This window comes from Calidithermus roseus, from assembly GCF_003574095.1.
GTDB lineage: Bacteria > Deinococcota > Deinococci > Deinococcales > Thermaceae > Calidithermus > Calidithermus roseus.
In genome coordinates this window covers 1-17,374 of record NZ_QWLA01000009.1, presented here as the reverse complement: position 1 = coordinate 17,374, position 17,374 = coordinate 1, and the positions used below count along the sequence as shown (strand labels likewise).

Here is a 17,374-nt window from a genome sequence, read left to right as displayed (position 1 = left end):
CCTTCGATAGCAGGTGTTGTAAACTTCGGTCTACTGAAGCCGTTGAAGCCACTTAGACTGATCGGGAGGAATATCGTGTCAGACGTTCATTCAAAGCTTCCCGAGGCCGAGTTGCTGGCAGGAGCGCTCGAGCCAATGGCGATGCTGGATGAACGGGGCCGGGTGCTGGCCTGGAACCCGGCAGCCGAGAGCACATTCGGTTACAGCCAGGCGGAGGCTCTGTGCCAAGCGCTGAGCGATCTGACGGCGATCCCCCTCCCCGCGGAACAACTGGCCGAGCTGGCCGTGGCAGCAGGGAGCGTTCGCCAGGTGGAAGGTCGTGCCAGGGATGGCCGCTCTCTCGTGCTCGAGCTTTCCCTGCGCCCCTACCGCAAGGATGACCTCACGCTCTACCTCGCCTGCTTACGTGACCGAACGCCCTTGCATCAGGCCCAGCAGCAGGTGCAGGCCCTGCAGGCTGAAACCGAGAGGCTGGCCGCCCAGCGCACCACCCTCGAGGCCAGCCTGCGGGAGAGCGCGTACCTGGCGGCGCTCACGGGGGCGCTCGAGCGCTACGAGGACTTGCAGCCGCTGGCTGGAGAGGTGGTGCGCCGCCTGCGGCCCCTGGTGGGGGCCGACTGGATGGCGGTGCTGCTGGGAAGCTTGAAGGAAGGCTTCTCACCCATCGCCTTCGACGGTCAGGCCCCGCAGTTGCTGCGCTTCCTCACCGAGCAACCTCTGGCGCTGGGCCTGGACGACTCCCTGCCCCTTGAACTCGCCCACTCCCAACCTCGCTTCGTGGACGACTACCGCAGCCTGGCCATCACCCATCCGGCCTGCTTGCAAAGCGGCGTGGCCTCGGTGGCCTGGGTTCCCTTCGGCACTCCCGAGCAGGAATTCGGGCTGCTGGGGGCCTTCCGCCTGCAAAGCCCTCGCCCCTGGCGACTGGAGGAGCAGGGGCTACTGGAAGTCACCGCCGACGCCCTTTCGATCTCGGCCCAACGGGTCACGCGGGCCCGGCAGTTACGCGAGGCGGCGCAGTACTCCGAGGTGCTGCTGCAGATTTCGCGACTGGCCGAGACGACGCTCGAGGTCGAGGAGGCAGCCGCAAAGGTCATCCGTACCATCGCCAACGTGGCCGACGTTGACTGGATCGGCCTGGCGGTGGTGCGGGGTAACTCGGTGGGGCTGCGCAAGGTGTGGGACAGCCCCATGTCGATCCCCACCGCCGACATGCACAAGGAAGTCAGCCCGGTGTGGGAGGCCATCGAAGCGGGGAACCCGGTCTACATCGACGACTACCCCAGCTACCCTCGGGCGATGGCGGCCCTGCTCGAGGTGGGCGTTCAGTCGGTGGCGATCATCCCCTTGACGCTGGGCGAACGGGGCATGGCCATCTTCGCGGCCAAGTTCGGTTCCGACCGCCCCTGGACCCACAAGGACCGCAGCCTCTTCGAAGCCGCCGCCCGCAGCGTGCGCACCGCCCAGGAGCACCGCGACTACCTGCGGGCCGTGGAAGCCGCCGCCTTCACCGATGCCCTCACCGGCTTGGGCAATCGGCGGGCCTTCGACCGTGACCTCGACGCCTCGCTCAACAGCGCCCAACGCCACGGCTACCCGGTGAGCCTGCTCATGCTCGACCTCGACGGGCTCAAGCAGGTCAATGACACCCAGGGTCACGAGCGCGGCGACGCCCTGCTGCGCGAGTTCGCCCGCGCCCTCGTCGCCACCTTGCGCCGCGAAGACCGCGTTTATCGCCTGGGCGGCGACGAATACGCGGCCATCCTCGAGCACACCCCTTCCGGCGAGAGCACCTTCTCCGCCATCCGCAGCAGGGTGGCACAGGCCATCGCGGAACTCAGAGGGAACGGTTTCCCCCAAGCCGACGTGAGCGCGGGTCTGGCCGCCTTCCCCCAAGAGGCCGGTGATGCTCAGAGTCTCGTGCGCCTGGCCGACGAGCGCATGTACGAGGAAAAAGCCATCCACAGGGCTCGCCGGGCCCACCCCAATAGCTGATGGCCCATGGCCAGGAGGCGTCGAGGGCTGGTAATTCGTGCTTATCAGGCTTCGGCGCCCTGGGGTCGGTGTGCGATGTGCGATTATGTGCTCATTTTCACGATAAATCTTGCTCGTGAGTGATTTCCCCGCTCGCGCATGTTAGACTCTCGTCCGATGCATCCCCTAAGCAACGTGCTCGAGGACGCCGGTCTGGACGCCCTGTTGGTCACCCAGCCGGAGAACGTCCGATATCTATCGGGTTTTACCAGCCCCAAGGATGGCTGGGTGGCGGTCTGGCGTGAGGGAGCGACCCTGGTCACCGACCCCCGCTACACCCTCCAGGCTCAGCAGGAATCGCGGATCCCGCAGCGCATCGTGCCGCGCGAGCACAGCGCCGAGGTGATGGCTGAACTGCTGCGCGGACGGGTGGGCTTCGAGGCCAACCACCTGGCCTTCGGACGGCTGGAGGCGCTGAGGGAACAGGTTCCAGCAGAGTGGGTCCCCACCAGCGACCTGGTGGAAAGGCTGCGCCTGAAGAAAACCCCCGAGGAACTCGAGCGCATCCGCGCCGCCGCCAGGCTGGCCGACGAAGGCTACGAGCACATCCTGCCCTTCCTCAAGCCCGGCGTCAGCGAGCGCGATATCGCGCTGGAGCTGGAGTTCTTCCTGCGCAAGCGCGGCTCGGAGGGCGTGGCCTTCGAGATCATCGTGGCCTCAGGCGAACGCAGCGCCATGCCCCACGGGGCCGCCAGTTCAAAGAAGTTGCTGCCGGGCGAGTTGGTCACGCTGGACTTCGGCGCAGTGGTGGAGGGCTACCACTCCGACATGACCCGCACGGTGGCCCTGGGGGAAGTCTCGCGCGAGTTGCGGGAGATCTACGACGCGGTGCTCGAGGCCCAGCAGGCCGCGCTCGAGGCCGTGCGCCCCGGCAAGACGGGCAAGGAACTCGACGCCATCGCTCGGCAGGCGCTTACTGATCGGGGTTATGGCGAGTACTTCGCCCACGGCCTGGGTCACGGCGTGGGCCTGGCCATCCACGAGGGACCACGCCTGAATAAGCTCTCCGACGACCTGCTCGAGGCCGGCATGGTGCTGACGATTGAACCAGGGGTGTACATTCCTGGCGTGGGGGGGTGCCGCATCGAAGACCTGGTGCTGGTGACGGAGGCCGGCTACGAGGTGCTTTCGCACAGCCCCAAGGGGTTTAGCTCCCTATGAAAAAGCTGGTGGGCCTGCTGGTATGCTTGAGCCTCACCCTGGCTCAGGCCCAGGAATATCGCGTACAGAAGGGCGATACCCTCTACTCCATCGCCCGCAGGCACGGCACTACTGTCGAGACACTCAAGACCCTCAACGGCCTGAACAGCGACGTGATCAAGGTGGGGCAGGTACTCCGGGTCTCCGGCAGCCCCAGCGCCAATCGCGACTGGCGCTTCTTGCAGCAAGGGAAGGCAGCTTGGTACGGTCCCGGCTTCCAGGGCAGACGCACCGCCAGCGGCGAGCGCTTCAACACCTACGACCTCACCGCCGCGCACCCCACGCTGCCCTTTGGCACGCGGGTGCGGGTGACCAACCTGCGCAACGGGCGCAGGGTGATCGTGCGGGTCAACGACCGGGGGCCCTACATCCGGGGCTACGTGATCGACCTCTCCTATGCCGCCGCCCAGGCCATCGGCATGTCGGGAACGACCACGGTGCGCCTGGAAGTCCTCAGATGATCCGCTACGGCCTGCACCTTTCGATCTCGAGCAAGGAGGGCGTGGCGGGAGCGGTGCGGGAAGCCGAGTTGCTGGGCCTGAGCGCTTTCCAGATCTTCGCCAAGAACCCCAGAACCTGGAAGACCCGTCCCCTCTCCCCTGCCCAGATCGAGCGCTTCCGGGCCAGGCGCGAAAATCTCGGGGCCATCCCGGCGGTGATCCACGCTTCGTACCTCGTCAACCTGGGGGCTTCGGGCGAGTTGTGGGACAAGAGCGTGTTCAGCCTGGCTGAAGACCTGATGAAAGCCCAGGCCCTGGGCGTGGAACACGTGGTGGTGCATCCGGGTTCGGGCGACGCCGAGCGGGTGCGGGAGGGTGCGCTGAAGGCCCGCGAGCTGGCGGCTCTAGGGAAAAACGGCCCCAGGTTGCTGCTGGAGAACACCGCAGGAGGGGGCGGGGAGCTGGGTTCCGACCTGCACGGTCTGGCCCGGATCATCGAGGGCACACCGCTTCAGGTGTGCTTCGACACCTGTCACGCCTTCGCCGCCGGATACCGCATCCACGAAGACCCCGCCGGCGTGCTGAGCACGCTGGAGGAGGGGATCGGCCTGGAGCGCGTGCCGGTGATTCACCTCAACGACTCGCAGCACGCATTCGCCAGCCATAAAGACCTCCATGCCAACTTGCTCGAAGGTCACATTGGCCCGGCGCTGGCTGAGTTCGTCACCGACGCGCGCCTCTCGAACAAGGTGGTGATCCTCGAGACCCCCAGAAGCGCGCAGGAGGACGCGCACAACCTGCGGGTGTTGCGGGAGTGGTTGGGGGAGTGAGGGTGGGGGGTTATGCGTCTTGCGGCGTACGCCGGGAAAGGTCGATAGCCGATAGCTAAACGCAAGACGCCTTGGTTCTCGACCCTTGTCCCTCGGCCACTGGCTACAAGCCTTCCTTCATCCCAACGTAAGCTTGAAGAACTCGATCTGCACAAAGCGAATGAGCTGCATCACCGGCCCGCGCAACACGGTGAGGAACAGCAGCAACGCGATGATGGCGTAGTTGGGGTTGGCCTCGAGACGCCAGATGAAGGGGTGCCAGCGCAGGGGTAAAAGGCTCTGCACGATCTTGGAGCCGTCGAGGGGAGGCACCGGCAGCAGGTTGAACACCGCCAGGGTGATGTTGATGGCCGCGGCGTAGAGCAGGGCATTGGTGAGGGTGCTGTCGGGCATGGCCACGCCCAGCGTGTCGAGGCCCCTCAGCAGCAGCGCACACAGCAGGGCGATGGCCAGGTTGACCACGATGCCTGCGATGGAGACCACGAACAGGCCGAGTCGGTAGTTGCGAAAGTTGCGCGGATCGATGGGCACCGGCCTAGCCCAGCCGAAGCCGGCGAAGAGCAGCAGCAAGGTTCCCCAGGGATCGAGGTGCCGGAAGGGGTTGAGGCTGATGCGACCCATCAGGCGGGCAGTCTGGTCGCCCGACCAGGAGGCGCTCAGCGCGTGCCCGATCTCATGGAGGGTGAGCGAGAACAGCAGGATGCCCACCACCAGGAAAAAGGTAAGCGGTTCATCGCGCAGAAGCTCGATCAGCATGACTACAGACCCATCAGGCGGAACAGGCTGTTGAGAAAGCTGCCCAGCACCAGCCGAACCGCCGTGGTGACGCCGGTGAAGTTGAGGATCAGAAAGATCACGAAAAAACCGATGGGGCCATAGCTGGCTAGCTGATCCATGAAGCGGCGGGCCTCACTGCCGCCTAGGGCGTAGACCACCTTGGCCCCGTCGAGGGGGGGCACGGGAAAAAGATAGATCGCCGCGTGAATCAGCATCAGGCCCGAAGCCACGTCCAACCCATCGGCGATGCTGGCCATGCTGTCACCCACCCGGAGCAGCAGTCGGGCCAGTAGGCCAAACAGCAGGGCGGCGACGAAGAAGCCCAGCGGTCCCATCAGCGCTACTTGGGCATCCTTGCGGCCAAAGAGCCGGTAGGGCACCGGGCGGGGAAAGCCGAAGCCGATGAGGGCCAGGAAGACCAGGCCGATGATGTCAAGGTGGACCCGGGGCTCCACGCTGAGAAAGCCAAATCGGCGGGGAGAGGAATCCTTGTAGCGGTCGGCCAGCCAGGCCTGGAAGAGGTTGTGCATGACCAGGCCGAAAGCGGCGGCGGCAAAAGCCACCAAATAGGCAAGGGGGTTGGTTGCGAGCAGCGAGAAGAAGAACATCGCTCACCAGTTTACGGGTAAACGCCAACCCGATTGCATCTTCGAACCGACTTCACCATCGGCCCTGCTCCAGCAGCAGCAACCTCGCCCGCAACACCGCTGCCACCGTGAGCGAGTCGGTGATCTCGCCCCCCAACACCCGGCGGTAAACCTCCTCGAGCGGCACCTTCTGCACCCGGAGGTCTTCGGTGTCCTCGGGGCTGGCTTCGCCCTGGTGCAGCCCCCGCGCCAGGTACACCATCCCGACCTCGTCGGTGACGGAGTTGGAGAGGTGTAGCGTCAGGAGCAATTCCCAGTGATCGGCACGGAGGCCGGTCTCCTCGAGCAACTCGCGCTTGGCGGCCTCGAGGGGTTCTTCGTCGAAGGGGCCGCCGCCCTCGGGGATTTCCCAGGAATAGCGGCCCAGGGTGTAGCGGTACTGGCCCACCAGATAGGTATTGCCCTCCTCGTCGAGGGGCAACACCCCGATGGCCCGGTTCTTGAAGTGCACTACCCCATAGACGCCGGGGTTGCCGCTGGGGTTGATCACCTCGCGGTGGGTGACGGCGATCCAGCGGTTGTCGTAGACCAGCTCGGAGGAGAGGGTCTGCCAGGGGGAGTCTTCGGGGTCGGTCATCAGTCGCTCATCCGCGTGGTGACGAAGTTGGTGAAGATGGCCCCCCGGCGGTAGAAGGCGTTGTCCATGACCTTGAGGTGGAAGGGTACGGTGGTCTTGACGCCCGGCCCTTCGATCACGGTCTCGCCCAAAGCCCGCTTCATGCGGTCGATGGCCTCCTCACGGGTGGGGGCGTGGACGATGAGCTTGGCCACGAGCGAGTCGTAATGGGGCGGGATACTGTAGCCAGCGTAGAGGTGCGAGTCGATGCGCACGCCGGGGCCGCCGGGGAAGTGCAGGGTCTCGACTTTGCCGATGCTGGGGCGGAAGTCTTTTTCGTAGTCCTCGGCGTTGATGCGGCACTCGATGGCATGGCCCTTGAGGATGACGTCCTCCTGCTGGAGGTCGAGGGGTTCACCCGCGGCGATGCGGATCTGCATCTTCACGAAGTCCAGGCCCGAGATCATCTCGGAGACGCAGTGCTCGACCTGGATGCGGGTGTTCATCTCCATGAAGTAGTAATTGCCCTCGGGATCGACGATGAACTCGAGCGTCCCCGCCCCTTGGTAATTGACGTACTTGGCTAAGCGGACCCCCGCGGCCAGGATTTCCTGGCGCAGTTCCTCGGGCAGGCGGCTGGGGGCCTCCTCGATGAGCTTCTGGTTGCGCCGCTGGATCGAGCAGTCGCGCTCGCCGATGTGGATGACGTGGCCCTTGCCATCGCCCATCACCTGCACCTCGACGTGGCGGAAGAGCTCGATGAACTTCTCCAGGATCAAAGCGGGGTCGCCGAAGTAGTTCTGGGCCTCCTGCTGGGCCTGCACGAAGGCGGTCTTCATCTCGTCGGAGGAGCGCACGACCTTCTGGCCGCGCCCACCCCCGCCCGCGCTGGCTTTGAGCAGCACCGGGTAGCCGATCTGCTCGGCGGCAGCGATAGCCTCCTCGACGCTCTCGAGCACACCCGTCCCCGGAACGGTGGGCACGTTGGACTTGGCCGCGATCTCGCGCCCACCGGCCTTGGAGCCCAGACTGTACATGTTCTCGGGCGTCGGGCCGATGAAGACGATGCCGTATTCACGGCACATCTCGGCGAACTGGGGGTTCTCGGCCAGGAAGCCGTAGCCCGGGTGGATGGCGTCGGCCCCGCTGATGATGGCCGCCGAGAGCAGGTTGGGGATGTTGAGGTAGCTCTGGGTCGAAGGCGGCGCACCGATGCAGATGGCCTCGTCGGCCAGCAGGACGGGCAAGGACTGGGTGTCGGCCTCGGAGTGGGCCACCACCACCTTGATGCCCATCTCCCGCGCCGCGCGCAGCACCCGCAGGGCGATTTCCCCTCGGTTGGCGATGAGGATCTTGTTGAACATAGCACTCTCCAGACGCGCTCGTGGCTCACAGCCAGAAGCGATCGGCTATGAGCTACCAGCGCTCATGCAGGTTCGATGATGAAGAGAACTTGCCCGTACTCGACCGGCTCGCCGTTGCTCACCAGGATCTTGCGCACGATCCCGGAGACGTCGGACTCGATCTCGTTCATGAGCTTCATGGCCTCGATGATGCACAGCACCTGGCCCTTCTTCACCGTGTCGCCCTCCTTGACGAAGGGCTCAGCGTCGGGAGAAGGAGCCCGGTAGAAGGTGCCCACGATGGGGGCTTTGATCTCCACTCCCTTAACGGCGGGCTCTTCGGGCTTTGGCTCGGGAGCGGGGGCCGGAGTCGAATTGGCGGCAGGGGCAGGCTCCGGCGCAGGCGGCGGGACGGGTACTGGGACAGGAGCCGGGACCGGGATGGCTGGGGCAGGTGCCGGTGTGGGAGCCACGTAGGTCACAGCGGGGGCTGTGCCCCCCCGTTTGACGGTGAGTTTGTAATCAGGGGTCTCGAGGCTGAGTTCGGAAACCTCGTTTTCAACCAAGGCTTGCAGGATGAGCTTCAGTTCCTTCGCATTCATATTCACCTCGGGCGATCCGAACGCCCCAAGTATACCCACGCAGCCCGCCCAGGTCGCTCGAGCGGGTTTGTCGACCTTCAGGCGTTAGCATACGGCATAAAACCAGGGGCGAGCTTCACGCCGCCCCCCAGCGATGAAAGCGCTTCAGGCCCGGCTGATGTAAGTACCCGTGCGGGTATCGACCTTGATGACCTCGCCGGTCTCCACGAACAAGGGAACCTGCACCACCGCGCCGGTCTCGAGCGTCGCCGGCTTGGTGCCACCCGAGACGGTATCCCCGCGCACGCCTGGCGGCGTGTCGATGATCTTGAGCTCGACCGTGAAGGGCGGGGTGATGTCCAGCGGGCGCCCGTTGTACATCGAACCCTGCACGGTCATGCCCTCCTTGAGGAACTTGGCTGCGTCGGTGATGTCCTTGGGCACGTGAAACTGCTCGTAGGTCTCGAGGTCCATCAGCACCAGCTCGTCACCTTCGGCGTAGAGGTACTGCAGGTCCTTGGTCTCGACGTAGATGTCCTCGAGTTTCTCCCCCGAGTTGAAGGAGCGCTCCACGGTAACGCCGGTCTCGAGGTTCTTGAACTTGGCGACCACCTTGGCCCCACCCCGCCCAATCTTCTGGTGCTGGTAGTCCACGCACATCCACAGGCCGCCATCCATCTTGACTTTTGTGCCGTTGCGCAAGTCGGTCACGCTGATCATGCAAAGCTCCTCTGGCCCTCATAGGGCCTTTCCAAAGCGTGATTGTACATGGCGCGGGCGCTTTGCTCAATTTCGCGACACGCATCTCTACGAAAGCTCGGTGATCTGCGGCTTGAGGCCGAGCTTTTCGATGTACCCCAGGTACTCCTGCTCGCTCAGGGGGTACTTCCCGGCCAGGGCTACGATGAAGGCTTCCATCACGTTGGTGCCGAAGCTGCGACCCGCGATGCGCGGGGTGGTGGTGATGAGGGTCTTGATGCCCCTCGAGCGCATGAACTCGAGGTCTTCCTCGGTGGTGGTGTTGGTGAGGATGACCTTGCCCTGCATGTCGGGGGGCATGTAGCGGCGCATGAAGTGCCAGTCCCCCGCGATCACGTCGGCCCAGCGGAAATACCTCTGCCGCCAGTCGAGCACCTGCTTTTCCTGCTTCTCGCCCGTGGGGTAGAGCCACTTGAAGGGCAGTTGGGTGATGATGGGCATGAGGATGTAGGCCCACAGGCGCAGCACCGGGAGCTGCCGGATGGGAAAGGGTAATCCCAGCCCATAGATGAAGTCGCCATAGATCACCTCGGCCCCAGCTTCGCTCATGGCCTCGGCCAGGCCGAAGCGGTCAAGGGCGCTGGGGATGAGCACCTTCTTGCCCTTCCAGTGGATTTGCGGCTCCAGCACGCGCACAGCGTTGCGCTCGAGGGTGTGTTTGAGCCCCGAGCCGTCGACCATGGGGCTTTGCTTAGCGGCGGCGGCCATGCGGGCCGAGTCACGGAAGGTGTAACGGCGCTTCCCGGCCCACACGTACAGGTCGGCCCCGCCCAGGCCGAAGGCATCAACCTTGCCGTCGAGTTCCCTGACCAGCTCGATGGCCTTCTCCCAGCTCCCGTCGGTGCCAATGCGCTCGAGCACAAAGGTATCGGGGAGACCTTCGATGCTGAGCTCGGCCTTGGAGTTACGCTTGGAAGAGCCAATCGAGACGCTGACGATGCGTTTGGGCATGTCCCTAATCCTACTGCGCCAACCCGAGAAGCATCAGCAAGGCAGCGACAACCCAAAAGACATAAGCCAGCCAGCGGGGAGCGGCTTTCTGAGCAGAAAAAGCCATCACCAGGCCACCGAGCAAGGCCGCTCCCAGGGCCAGGGTAAACAGCAGCGGACGCGGATTTCTGAAGACCTCTTCCATAGCAGAGTCATTATGGGGTGCCGGGGTTACAGCAGCGACTTCACCGCTTCCGCGACGCGCTCGGGGGTGAAACCGAGTTCCTTGTAGACCACGGCGTAGGGGGCGCTGGCCCCAAAGCGATCCAGGCCGATGCACCTGTCGGCGTAGCGCTCCCAGCCCAGGGTGGTTCCGGCTTCGACCGAGACCGTGGGGAGGTGAGGGGGCAGCACGGCGCTGCGATACTGAGCGTCCTGGGCCTCGAAAGCCTCCCAGCAGGGCAGGCTCACCACCCGCACCCGCAGGCCTTCCTTGGCCAATGCGGTCTGGGCCTCGAGGGCCAAGCTGACCTCGCTCCCGGTGGCGACGATGAGCGCCTGAGGGTCCTCCACCTCCGAGAGAACGTATCCGCCCCTCAATGCCTCCTCAGCGGAGGCCAGCTTGCTGCGGTCGAAGACCGGGAGGGCCTGGCGAGTGAGGGCCAGGGCGGTGGGGCCATTCTTGCGCTCGAGGGCCATCCTCCAGGCCATCGCGGTCTCGTCGGCGTCCGCCGGGCGGATGACCCAGAGGTTGGGAATGGCCCGCAGGCTCATGAGGTGCTCGACGGGCTGGTGGGTGGGGCCGTCCTCGCCCAGAGCGATGGAGTCGTGGGTGTAGACGAAAATGGTGGGAACTTCCATGAGCGCTGCCAGGCGGACGGCCGGGCGCATGTAGTCGGAGAACACCAGAAAGGTGCCGCCATAGGCCCGGTGGCCGCCGTGCAGGTTGATCCCGTTCAGAATGGCCCCCATGCCGTGCTCGCGCACCCCGTAGCGGATGTAGCGGCCAGTGGGGTTGGAGGCAGAAAAGTCTTCCATGCCCAGCGCCTTGGTGTTGTTGGAGGGGGTGAGGTCGGCGCTGCCCCCCAGGAGTTCGGGCATGCGCGGGGCCAGGGCGTCGAGCACCTTGCCGCTGGCGGCGCGGGTAGCAAGCTTGGAGCCGGGCTCGAAGCTGGGCAGGGCCTGCTCCCAGCCGGCCTCGCTGCTGGCGAAACCGTTGGGCAGTTCACCGGCCATGCGGCGGTGGAATTCAGCGGCCAGTTCGGGGAAAGCGTGGCGGTAAGCTTCCAGGCGGCGGTTCCACTCGGCCTGGGCGGCCTCGCCCTTGGGGATGGCCCGACGATAGTCGTCGTAGACTTCCTGCGGGATTTCGAAAGGGGCGTACTGCCAGCCCAGCGCTTCGCGAGTGGCCGCCACCTTCTCGGGCCCCATCGCGTCGGAGTGGGCCTTGTGGTGCCCGGCCAGAGGTGAACCGAAGCCGATGATGCTCTTGATGGAGATGATGCTGGGGCGGGGGTCGGCCTGGGCCTCCCGGATGGCGCGGCGGATGGCCTCGAGGTCCTCGCCGTGGACCCCGCCCACCGTGTGCCAGCCGTAGGCCCGGTAACGCCCCAGCACGTCCTCGGTGAAGGCCAGGTCGGTGGATCCGTCGATGGAGATGCTGTTGTCGTCGTAGAGGACGATCAGCTTGCCCAGCTTGAGGTGCCCGGCCAGCGAGCTGGCCTCGCTCGAGACCCCCTCCATCAGGTCGCCGTCGGAGGCCAGCACGTAGGTGTAGTGATCGACGATGGTGTGGCCCTCGCGGTTGAACTCCGCCGCCAGCCTCTTCTCGGCCAAGGCCATCCCCACCGCGGTGCTGATCCCCTGCCCCAGCGGGCCGGTGGTGGTCTCGACCCCCACCGTGTGGTGGTACTCAGGATGACCGGGAGTGCGCGATCCCCACTGGCGGAAGCGCTTGAGCTCCTCCAGCGGCAGGTCGTAGCCGCTGAGGTGCAGCAGCGCGTAGATCAGCATGCTGCCGTGGCCCGCCGAGAGCACGAAGCGGTCGCGGTCGAACCAGTGGGGATCGCGTGGGTTGTGCTTGAGGAACTCAGTCCACAGCACGTAAGCCGAGGGAGCCATGCCCATAGGCATTCCGGCATGCCCGCTCTTGGCCTGCTCCACGGCATCCAGGGCCAGCATGCGGATGGCGTTGATCGAGAGGGTCTGAACTCTGACGGACTCCACCATAAGCGCCATATTACCCCACCCCCATAGTTATTTCGCCACTCGCACAATAGGGGGAGGGAATCGGCTCGAGCATCCAGGCGGGGAAAAATAGCCCTGGAAGCGACCTGGTCCGTTTTACGGGAGCACTATTTCTGGGACACTTGTACTTACCGACTCCTATAGACTTCCCAAGCAAGGAGGGCTCATGGAGAACCAGAAAGATCACCGGCCCTGGGGCGCAGTCTTGGTGGTGGTGGTGTTGACCATCTTTATCCTCACCTTCTGGTTGTTCTACTTCTTCACTTTCCTGGGGAGGAGCTAGGGCATGAATCACGAGGAACACGTGGTAATCGAGCGCTTCGAACGCGGCTGGCTGGTATTCGGGATCGGGATGATCGTGGTTTTCGTGGTGCTCATCGCCTACACCATGGCCAACTTCGGCGGCAGCATCCCGGTAGGTACCCAGCGCATCGACCCAACCAAGGTGCGCAGCGAGGGCGAATTCGCCAATCCGCGCATCGAGCAGATCGGTAATGAGTACGTAGCTTACGTTCAGGCCTTCGCTTTCGGCTACCTGCCCGCCGAGATGCGGGTCAAAAAGGACCGCAAAGTGACCTTCTACGTCACCAGCCCCGACGTGCAGCACGGCTTCATGATCGAGCGCACCAACATCAACGTGCAGGTCATTCCCGGCGAGGTAGCCAGAGTAAGCCACACCTTCAGAAAAGCGGGCGAGTACCAGATCATCTGCAACGAGTACTGCGGCCTGGGCCACGCGAACATGATCAGCAAGATCGTGGTGGAGGAATAAACCTCGAGAGTCGAGGGCTATAGGCGCTTTAGTCCCAGACCCTGGACCCAAGTTTCATAAGGAGAACCGATGGCCGTAATCCCCCTCTCCAAAGTGGATGCCTACGCGGGCCATCCCGAAAAGAAGCTGACGCTGTACATGCTCATGCTGGGCTTCGCCGCCCTGCTGCTGGGCACTTTCTTCGGCCCATTACAGTCGTTCAACTATGGCGGTCTCGACCTCTACCCCTACCTCAAGCCCCTCATCCAGTCGTACTACCAGGGGCTGAGCCTGCACGGGGTCCTCAACGCCATCGTCTTCACCCAGCTCATGGCCCAGGCCCTGCTGGTCTATTTCCCGGCCAGAGAACTCGGCTACAGGCCCAACATGGCGCTGGCCTGGGTGTCGTGGTGGATGGCCCTGGTGGGGCTCTTGATCGCCGCCATCCCGCTGCTGCTCAACGCAGCTTCGGTGCTCTACACCTTCTATGCCCCGCTCAAGGCCCACTGGGCCTTCTATGTCGGAGCGGCGATCTTCGTGCTCTCGAGCTGGGTCAGCGCATACCTGGTGCTGCAGATGTGGCTGCGCTTTAAGCGGGAGAACCCCGGCAAGATCACCCCGCTGGTGACCTACATGAGCCTGATCCACTGGCTGATGTGGTTCCTAGCCTCGCTGGGCCTGGTGGTCGAGGTGGCCTTCTTCCTCATCCCCTGGTCCTTCGGCTGGATCGAGGGCGTCGATCCCCTGCTCATGCGCACGCTGTTCTGGTACACCGGGCATCCCATCGTGTACTTCTGGCTGCTGCCGGCTTACGTGGTGGCTTACACCATCCTGCCCAAACTCGCCGGGGGCAAACTGATCTCCGACCCCCTGGCCCGCCTGGCCTTCCTGCTGTTTTTGCTCTTCTCGATCCCCGTGGGCTTCCACCACCAATTCGCCGACCCCGGCATCGCGCCGGGCTGGAAGTTCATCCACACCGTGTTGACCATGATGGTGGCCGTGCCCAGCCTGATGACCGCCTTCACCCTGGCGGCCAGCCTCGAGAACGCCGGGCGGGCCAGGGGCGGCAAGGGCCTGTTGGGTTGGATCCGAGCACTGCCCTGGAATAACCCCAGCGTGCTGGCGCTGCTGCTGGGCCTTATCGCCTTCATCCCCGGCGGAGCCGGGGGGATCGTCAACGCCAGCTTCACCCTCAACCAGGCTGTCCACAACACCACCTGGATCCCCGGCCACTTCCACCTGCAAGTCGCTACCCTGGTCACCATGGCCGTCATGGGCACCGCCTTCTGGCTGATCCCCCACCTCACCGGCAAGCCCCTCGTCCGGCCGGGCCTGGCCTGGGCCTCGATGTGGCTGTGGTTCATCGGCATGTTCATCATGACCTTCACTCTGCACTGGATGGGCTTCCTGTGGGGCATCCCCCGCCGCGCCCACATCGCCGAGAGCCCCGCTGCTATGGAGGCATACCGGGAGTCGGCAGCTTGGATGGTCATGAACATCGTCTCGGGGATAATCCTGCTCGTGGCCGCGGTGATGTTCTTCTACGTGATCTTCGCCACCGCCCTGCAAGCGCGGCGCGACTTCTCCGAGCACCAGGAAATCCCCTTTGCCGAGGCGATTTCCAAGCCCGAAGGCAACAGCCTGGCCCTGATGACCGAGCGGGTGGGGTTCTGGTTCGGCGTGGCGGTGGTGCTGATCCTGGTGGCCTATGGACCGGTGCTGTTCCAGATGTTCACCAACATGAACCCGGTTCCCGGCATGCGACTTTGGTGAGAAGTCGATAGACAGCGGTACGAGCGATAGAATCTCTCCATGCCTCGCCTACCTCGAGCAATCTACGCACTGGGCTGGGTCAGCCTGCTCATGGACATCGCCTCGGAGATGGTCTACCCGCTGCTGCCGCTATTCATGACCGGCAGCCTGGGGCTGGGCAAGGAGATCGTGGGGCTGGTAGAAGGGGTGGCCGAGGCCACCTCGAGCCTATTCAAGGTGGCCGGGGGCCGCATCTCCGACCGCATCGCCGCCCGCAAGCCGCTGCTGCTGGCGGGCTACGGTACCCCGGCCCTCCTGCGCCCCATCCTGGCCCTGGCGACAGCGTCCTGGCACGTGCTGGCCTACCGCTTCCTGGACCGGGTAGGCAAGGGCCTGCGCACCGCGCCCCGCGACGCCCTGCTAGCTGAGGTTACCCCCAAGGGGCAGTATGGGCGGGCTTACGGCCTACATCGGGCGATGGACTCGGTGGGAGCCACCATCGGCCCTTTGCTGGCCTTCGCGCTGCTGCCGCTGGTGGGCTTTCGCGGGGTGTTCTGGCTATCGGCCATCCCGGCTGCGCTAGCGGTGCTGGTCATCGTGTTCGCGGTCAGGGAGAAGGGCGGGATCGCCAGACCCCTGCCACCCCTGCGCTTCTCGAACTTCTCCCCTCAGTACCGCCATTTCCTGTTGGTCACAGGGGTGTTCACCCTGGGGCTCTCCTCCAACGCCTTCCTGATCCTCCGGCTCACCGACCTGGGGCTGAGCGACGCCCAGGCCACGCTGGCTTACACCGGCTACAACCTGCTCTACGCCCTGAGCTCCTACCCGCTGGGCCTGCTGGCCGACCGCTTCGGGCTGCGGCGGATGGTAGCCGCGGGATTGGCACTCTACGCGCTGGTCTACTTGGGCCTGGGGCTCTCGAGTCAGGCCTGGCAAGGCATCGCCCTGTTCGGGCTCTACGCCCTCTACAGCGCCGCGTTCGAGGGAAGCAGCCGGGCTTACCTAGCCACCCTCATCCCGCCCACCGAGAAAGCCAGCGCCATCGGCTTCTACCACACCCTGATGGGCCTGCTGCTCTTCCCTGCCAGTTTGCTGTTTGGCCTGCTGTGGGAAGGCTTCGGAGCCCCTGTCGCCTTCTTTTTCGGCAGCAGCATGGCGGCTTTCGCGCTGCTGATTTTCCTGCAAGGTTCGGCAAGGCACAAACTGCCCGTGGGCTTGCCTTAGACTGACTCGAGTCTATGTTGCGCCAGCGTCTGAGTTGGGATCATCTGGCTATGGGTCTGGGCGGGCTGTGCTTCGCTCACTGCCTGCTGACACCGGTGTTGCTGGCATTGTTCCCCCTGCTGGCCCAGGGCGTGTTGGGCAGCGAGTCCGTGCATAGCTTGCTGCTTTGGCTGACCATCCCGGTCAGCGGGCTGGGGCTGTGGCTGGGATGTCGCGAACACAAGGATCGGGTGGTGATCGCCTTCGGAGTGCTGGGCATGGCCTTTTTAGTGATAGCGCGCAGCTTCGAGGAGTCGCCGCTGGAAACCTGGTCCACCGTGGCCGGAAGCCTCACGCTGATCGGCGCCCACCTGCGAAACTTCCGCCTGTGCCGCATGGACCGCTGCGAGCACTGACCGCACACTGACCGTAACGCACGCGTAACCCCCGGTGATCTAAGATCAGGGGGCTTTTCCATTTTTGGGGCCGGAAAGGGGAATGCCATGGCGAAAGCAAAGCTGACGGGTCGTGTGGTTTATCCTGGAGATTTCGGCTGGGACGATGCGCGCAAGGGGTTCAACCAGCGCTTTGACGTGCAGCCCAGGGCCGTGGTGTTCTGCCAGAGCACCCGCGATGTCGCCAACGCCATCCTCTGGGCCAGGGAGAACAACCTGCCCTTCCGCGCCCGTAGCGGGCGGCACAGCTACGAGGGATACTCCCTCATTAACGAGGGGCTGATCATCGACCTCAGCGATCTGGACAACGTCAGCGTGAACCGCGAGCACATGATCGCCCAGATCGGGGCGGGCATCCACATGCTCGAGCTCTCCGAGTGGCTGGGGCAGGTGAACGTGACCCTCCCTCTGGCGACCGGCCCCACCGTGGGGCTAGCCGGGCTGGCGCTAGGGGGTGGCTTCGGCCTGACCTCGCGCAAGTACGGCCTGACCTGCGACAACCTCATCGGGCTCGAGATCGTGGACGCCGAGGGCAAGGCCCTCATCGCCAGCGAGTTCCGCCACCCCGACCTGTTCTGGGCCTGCAAGGGCGGTGGGGGCGGCAATTTCGGTATCGCCACACGCTTTTTCTTCCGCGTGCACCCCGTCTCCTACGCGGTGGCCTTCATGGTGCAGTGGGACTGGAGCCAGTTCGAAGCGGTGGTGGCGGCCTGGCAGGACTGGGCCTGGGGCGTGGATAACGATGTCTCCACCGCCCTCCAGCTCACCGTGACCAGAAGCATCAAGCTCTACGGCCTCTACACGCCCGACAACCCCGCCGACCTTCCCAAGGCCCAACAACTGTTGGCCCCCCTGCTGCAGTCCGTCCC

General features: G+C 64.6%; 19 protein-coding genes. 10 read left to right on the top strand and 9 right to left on the bottom strand.

The window, feature by feature from the left end:
* The first annotated feature begins 75 nt into the window (after window positions 1–75).
* The 4 genes from Mrose_RS03850 to Mrose_RS03835 all read left to right on the top strand — a co-directional run bounded on the left by Mrose_RS03850 (window position 76) and on the right by Mrose_RS03835 (window position 4,504).
* Window positions 76–1,995 carry a diguanylate cyclase domain-containing protein gene (locus Mrose_RS03850; protein ID WP_119276111.1) on the top strand — a complete coding sequence of 640 codons (1,920 nt, stop codon included), beginning with the start codon at window positions 76–78 and terminating at the stop codon, window positions 1,993–1,995.
* 156 nt (window positions 1,996–2,151) lie between these two features.
* Window positions 2,152–3,195: a M24 family metallopeptidase gene (locus tag Mrose_RS03845; protein ID WP_119276110.1), complete on the top strand. Its 1,044-nt coding sequence runs from the start codon at window positions 2,152–2,154 to the stop codon at window positions 3,193–3,195.
* Window positions 3,192–3,695 (top strand): septal ring lytic transglycosylase RlpA family protein, encoded by a 504-nt coding sequence (locus Mrose_RS03840; RefSeq protein ID WP_182482662.1) that lies wholly within the window; start codon window positions 3,192–3,194, stop codon window positions 3,693–3,695. The genes Mrose_RS03845 and Mrose_RS03840 overlap by 4 nt, the downstream gene beginning before the upstream one ends.
* Window positions 3,692–4,504 carry a deoxyribonuclease IV gene (locus tag Mrose_RS03835; RefSeq protein WP_119276109.1) on the top strand — a complete coding sequence of 271 codons (813 nt, stop codon included), beginning with the start codon at window positions 3,692–3,694 and terminating at the stop codon, window positions 4,502–4,504. Before Mrose_RS03840 ends, Mrose_RS03835 begins: the two co-directional genes overlap by 4 nt.
* A 117-nt stretch (window positions 4,505–4,621) precedes the next feature.
* Here the strand turns inward: Mrose_RS03835 and Mrose_RS03830 are convergent, their stop codons facing one another.
* The 9 genes from Mrose_RS03830 to tkt form a co-directional block, all read right to left on the bottom strand.
* A complete protein-coding gene (locus Mrose_RS03830) occupies window positions 4,622–5,257 on the bottom strand; it encodes a site-2 protease family protein (protein WP_182482664.1) in 636 nt (211 codons plus the stop codon).
* Window positions 5,258–5,262: 5 nt separating this feature from the next.
* The gene (locus Mrose_RS03825; protein WP_119276107.1) at window positions 5,263–5,889 is read right to left on the bottom strand and encodes a zinc metalloprotease; all 627 of its coding nucleotides are present in this window, start codon (window positions 5,887–5,889) and stop codon (window positions 5,263–5,265) included.
* Between the two features lie 52 nt (window positions 5,890–5,941).
* The gene (locus Mrose_RS03820) at window positions 5,942–6,505 is read right to left on the bottom strand and encodes an NUDIX domain-containing protein (RefSeq protein ID WP_119276106.1); all 564 of its coding nucleotides are present in this window, start codon (window positions 6,503–6,505) and stop codon (window positions 5,942–5,944) included.
* On the bottom strand, window positions 6,505–7,848 hold the full coding sequence (gene accC / locus Mrose_RS03815; RefSeq protein WP_119276105.1) for an acetyl-CoA carboxylase biotin carboxylase subunit: 1,344 nt from the start codon (window positions 7,846–7,848) through the stop codon (window positions 6,505–6,507). Before accC ends, Mrose_RS03820 begins: the two co-directional genes overlap by 1 nt.
* Before the next feature lie 62 nt (window positions 7,849–7,910).
* Entirely contained in the window at window positions 7,911–8,429 is a 519-nt protein-coding gene (gene accB, locus Mrose_RS03810; protein ID WP_119276104.1) for an acetyl-CoA carboxylase biotin carboxyl carrier protein, read from the bottom strand.
* A gap of 144 nt (window positions 8,430–8,573) precedes the next feature.
* The gene (efp, locus tag Mrose_RS03805) at window positions 8,574–9,128 is read right to left on the bottom strand and encodes an elongation factor P (protein ID WP_119276103.1); all 555 of its coding nucleotides are present in this window, start codon (window positions 9,126–9,128) and stop codon (window positions 8,574–8,576) included.
* 87 nt (window positions 9,129–9,215) lie between these two features.
* The gene (locus Mrose_RS03800; protein ID WP_119276102.1) at window positions 9,216–10,118 is read right to left on the bottom strand and encodes a quinate 5-dehydrogenase; all 903 of its coding nucleotides are present in this window, start codon (window positions 10,116–10,118) and stop codon (window positions 9,216–9,218) included.
* Between the two features lie 10 nt (window positions 10,119–10,128).
* Complete coding sequence (locus Mrose_RS18765; protein ID WP_182482661.1) at window positions 10,129–10,302, bottom strand: hypothetical protein; 174 nt, start codon at window positions 10,300–10,302, stop codon at window positions 10,129–10,131.
* Window positions 10,303–10,328: 26 nt separating this feature from the next.
* Window positions 10,329–12,326 carry a transketolase gene (tkt, locus tag Mrose_RS03795; RefSeq protein WP_119276101.1) on the bottom strand — a complete coding sequence of 666 codons (1,998 nt, stop codon included), beginning with the start codon at window positions 12,324–12,326 and terminating at the stop codon, window positions 10,329–10,331.
* A 184-nt stretch (window positions 12,327–12,510) separates the two neighbouring features.
* Here tkt and Mrose_RS03790 point away from each other — a divergent pair, with 184 nt between their 5' ends.
* The 6 genes from Mrose_RS03790 to Mrose_RS03765 all read left to right on the top strand — a co-directional run.
* Window positions 12,511–12,627: a cytochrome c oxidase subunit 2A gene (locus Mrose_RS03790; RefSeq protein ID WP_119276100.1), complete on the top strand. Its 117-nt coding sequence runs from the start codon at window positions 12,511–12,513 to the stop codon at window positions 12,625–12,627.
* 3 nt (window positions 12,628–12,630) lie between these two features.
* A complete protein-coding gene (locus Mrose_RS03785; protein WP_119276099.1) occupies window positions 12,631–13,116 on the top strand; it encodes a cytochrome C oxidase subunit II in 486 nt (161 codons plus the stop codon).
* A 69-nt stretch (window positions 13,117–13,185) separates the two neighbouring features.
* Window positions 13,186–14,868: a cbb3-type cytochrome c oxidase subunit I gene (locus tag Mrose_RS03780; RefSeq protein ID WP_119276098.1), complete on the top strand. Its 1,683-nt coding sequence runs from the start codon at window positions 13,186–13,188 to the stop codon at window positions 14,866–14,868.
* Window positions 14,869–14,907: 39 nt separating this feature from the next.
* Entirely contained in the window at window positions 14,908–16,071 is a 1,164-nt protein-coding gene (locus tag Mrose_RS03775; RefSeq protein WP_119276097.1) for an MFS transporter, read from the top strand.
* 14 nt (window positions 16,072–16,085) lie between these two features.
* On the top strand, window positions 16,086–16,466 hold the full coding sequence (locus Mrose_RS03770) for a MerC domain-containing protein (protein ID WP_119276096.1): 381 nt from the start codon (window positions 16,086–16,088) through the stop codon (window positions 16,464–16,466).
* 87 nt (window positions 16,467–16,553) lie between these two features.
* Window positions 16,554–17,374: FAD-binding oxidoreductase (locus tag Mrose_RS03765; RefSeq protein ID WP_147371564.1), on the top strand; the 821-nt coding region annotated here is incomplete at its 3' end.